General features: G+C 50.7%; 2 protein-coding genes. Both read right to left on the minus strand.

Going from position 1 to position 3,764, the window contains the following annotated elements; genetic code table 11:
- Positions 1 to 500: 500 nt before the first annotated feature.
- Positions 501 to 1,331, minus strand: a complete 831-nt coding sequence (locus tag H5U02_14505; protein ID MBC7343634.1) for a glycosyltransferase family 4 protein — start codon at positions 1,329 to 1,331, stop codon at positions 501 to 503.
- 701 nt (positions 1,332 to 2,032) lie between these two features.
- Complete coding sequence (locus tag H5U02_14510) at positions 2,033 to 3,457, minus strand: hypothetical protein (protein ID MBC7343635.1); 1,425 nt, start codon at positions 3,455 to 3,457, stop codon at positions 2,033 to 2,035.
- Between the last annotated feature and the right edge of the window lie 307 nt (positions 3,458 to 3,764).

The following is a 3,764-nucleotide window of genomic DNA, read 5'->3' on the forward strand; positions in this document are numbered from 1 at the left end:
CCGCTTTTTGAAACTTTTCAGCGACAGGGCACCAGGAGAAAATTCCCCCCGAGGCGCCAAAACTATAGGTTTTTTGGGAAGTAACCGCATGTGCCGCAACATGATTGTCTTGATGCTCAACCGAGAGAAAAAGCTGTTTAGATAGATCAGGTCATATGAGGTATCTCTTAAGAGCCGATACCAGGCGGAAAAGCTCATTGCCGAGCGTGGTAGATAAAGGACTCGTGCCTTACCTACCTGTTGCCAAGAACCAACCACAATACCGGGATATGGGTGCCTATCTCCGAAATCCCGGTCGGAGGTAACGATATAGAATTCAAATTCATCCCCAAGCCGTTCTACCACGTTAGCGATGGTCCGAATCGGCCCTCCAGATTTATAACCAGGAAGGTAGTAATCTAGCACAACCAGGATTCTTGGCATCAACTTTACTCACCGCCACGCAAATCTTATATTTCGAACACCCTGTGCTGTTGCAACTAGCTGCGCGAGCACACGTTCTACACCTTTAAGAGCCAAGGAGGTGTGACTTTGGCCAGCTGATGGCTCTTGGCTCGCCTAATCACTTCAATTAGATACTCGGCTACGGCGCCAGGGCTTATGGCTTCGGCCGCCCAAGCGCGGATGCGCTCACGTTGTTCACATTTCACCGGACCCAAGGCCATTCGGCGGCGCAAGGCCGTCCTTAGTCCGTGCACCGATTCAGATGGAAACACTTCCCCTTGCAAATCAGTGACCACGAGATCCTTTGCCCCGCAAGTACTACTAACCAAAACTGGTGTGCCTACAGCCAAGGCTTCATTCACCACGGCCCCCCAACCATCGTATCGACTTGGCAGTACAAGTAGGTCTGATGCCGCAATACGACGAATAACTTCATCGTTTGGCCTGTTTCCATGCCAATGAACCTTTGCGGACATCCCATGAGCCGCGACAAAACTCCTACACACTTCCTCTAACGGCCCGGAGCCAATGATATCAAGCATCCAATCGCCATCAATATCGGCAAGCGCCTCCAGGACCAAATCAAGAGCCTTTGGGTGGTTTACACTTCCCACATAGATGACGCGAAATACGCTAGTGTCTTCTCGATCACCGGTCACTAACCCTAAGGCTCCCGAATCGGGTATCTCAACAAAGTACCCGAACGTTACGACCTGCGCTGGATGAAAGCCCGCGTTGCACCACCACTGGCGACCCAGCTCGCCAGCTGCTAGGACCATATCGACACGCCTCCGCCAACGCCACGCGAGAGCTTTATGTTTCAAACGACGTAGCGGTACCTTCCAACCATCGTTGTGCCGGCCTGGCTCCACCATTACCCCCAGCATAGCCCGAGTGTGTGACAAACGCTTCAACGTCCAGTACGTTTCCTGGTAAGCATCGATTCCACTAAAGAGGTGCACACAACCGTCTTTACCTAAGTCCCACACAAGTCGCGATCGTGCGGATCGATCCGGCGCGATTAGTACTTCGGCACGACCAAAGTCAGGGCGAGACCACCCTTGCTGTTGTCGGGTTGCTGGTACATCCTCCTCTGTCACCACCCAAACTGGGCCACACCACCGTCTAGCGACCTCCCGGATCAGAGGCGCCTGGTGTATACTCGGGATGTTCTGCCAGAAAGTAAGACTTGCGCTAGCCAAAAAGTCATCCCTTCCATTCCCTTTCTCACCCAATACCAGGAGACGTTGGCCCCGCACTAGCGCACATTCAGCACAACCCAGAGAATGTTCAGTGAAACTAGTCGAGGTCATCATAATTCAAGCCGTCGCCAAGCGGGCCAAAGGCATTGTGTCTGTACGTACCAGCGAGCACCCCCTAGGTTTAAGTGATAAGCCCTGAGAGGCGCCACGTAGAAACACGTAGAAATGGTGCGTGTGTGTAGGCCGCGTTGCCAGGCCCCACTGTCGGTTAGGCTCGTTCTAGGCGCAGTAGTATACTGTTAACCTTATTTCTGGTTCCCTAGCCAGCTGTTCAAATAGCGAAGAACGATAGGGGCTTGGAATGCCAGTAATGAGCCTAACATCTATCACTCGTGCACACCCCCAGCGCTAGGATTCGCGGCCGCCCGCAATGGGAAATGCTTACCCTTGCTTTGGGCCAGCCTAGGGCATCCAGAAAGTTGCCGCCCTATTCCTACCCCAAGTACTAGGTAAAAGAATGGCGTCATCACTACAGCCGAGAATATGCCAACCACCAGCACTAGTTGGGCAACAGCCTGGTCAGAAATGCCTTGCCGCCGAACGAGATTGAACCACAAGGCAAACTGGGCCATGCCCCAGAAGCATACCCCAATTAAACCTGTATTAGCTAGCGTAGATATCAACCCCATGTGTGGAACACTGTCTATCCTGCTGCCATAGATTACAGAGGCGATAGGAGATACATACGAAGAAGCCGGTATGCTAATTAGATCTGGCCCAGTACCTAAAAGCATATACCCTGGATTCGCAAGCAAAAAATTCATTGCCGCCCGGTCAAATACTTCTAATCCTGCCACCCATATCGGTTCGTTAAGTGAGCGGTCAATGGGATTTACCACCCTTTCAACTCGGGGTAGTACATAGTTGTTGACAAGCCCAGGTTGCCAAACTGTAATTAAGGTCATAAGGCTTACTACAACAATCCCCGACAACGCCAGTATACGTAAGGCTTTGAAGAAGCGCCCACGCACAAGGTGGTGTCCTGCTAAGGTCACCAACCCCGCCCCTAAAGCGCCAAACGCCGATGTTGAGCCCGCAATAGCCACTCCAATAGAGCCAAGAAGTGTTCCAAATAGGGCGGTCTTTCTTTCAGAAGTTGCCATGATCAAACCCGTAAGAATTGCGAGAGCGCTCACTCTGCCGAGTGCACGCGGTTCCCCATTCAAGCCACTTATGCGGCCCTCGATGGGTGTTCGTCCAAAAAAGGTATGTGTCAAAATACCTCCTGCGTAGCTGTCTACCACCCCGTATACAACGTTAACTGCTACACCCAAGAAAAATGCCTTAATGGCCAGTGGCAAGATGCCTGGCCGTTCTCTTATACATTTAGCCACGTAAAGCGCTAGACTTATATACGCGGTGTGGCGGATGAGAGAGACTAGGGCCCGCCCCTGTGCCTGTTGAAACCAGGGTCTAACGCCCGTAAGATCTGGCCAAGGGAAAAGAAATCCAAAAACAATGCCCCACACGGTTAACAGAATTGTGTCCATTATAATTAGTTGTATGGCTATGCTTTTCCTTGAATTATTAATTAGAAACAACAGAGCTTCAGGAAGAACTAGTAAACCTATGAGTTCTAAGGGAGAAACGGTCGGGCCTAATATATTCTGTGAAAGGAGATCCATACTTGAGGTCAAAAAGAGCCAACTCAGGATAACTTCTTTTTTTCTAGACAGGACCACGAAGATGCTTATAAACATACTAACGGTTGGAAGGGCAGCATTCATTACTGCGAGCACCGCCTTTGCCACGCGAACTTGATGACTTCCCACCATTTTAGCGGAGCAAGATAGCGTCCAAGTTCGCGACGAAGTGGTCTTTTGCTCCAGGTAGTTAAAATAATGGCAGCGAACCCAAGCGCCTTAATGATGTGGCCAGCAACCATAATAAAAGGATAAACCATTGCAGCTGCAGCATTTTCCTTCTTGTAATATAGCACCTTTGCTTTCTGACCAGCATAATGCACTTCCCGTAACCATTGAGTATTAGCTTTGGCCTCGCTGCCTCCGCCTATATGATTTGCCCGTGCCCTACCCATAACTACTACATCCCATCCTG

Source organism: Clostridia bacterium, from assembly GCA_014360065.1.
GTDB lineage: Bacteria > Bacillota > DSM-521 > Neomoorellales > JACIYF01 > JACIYF01.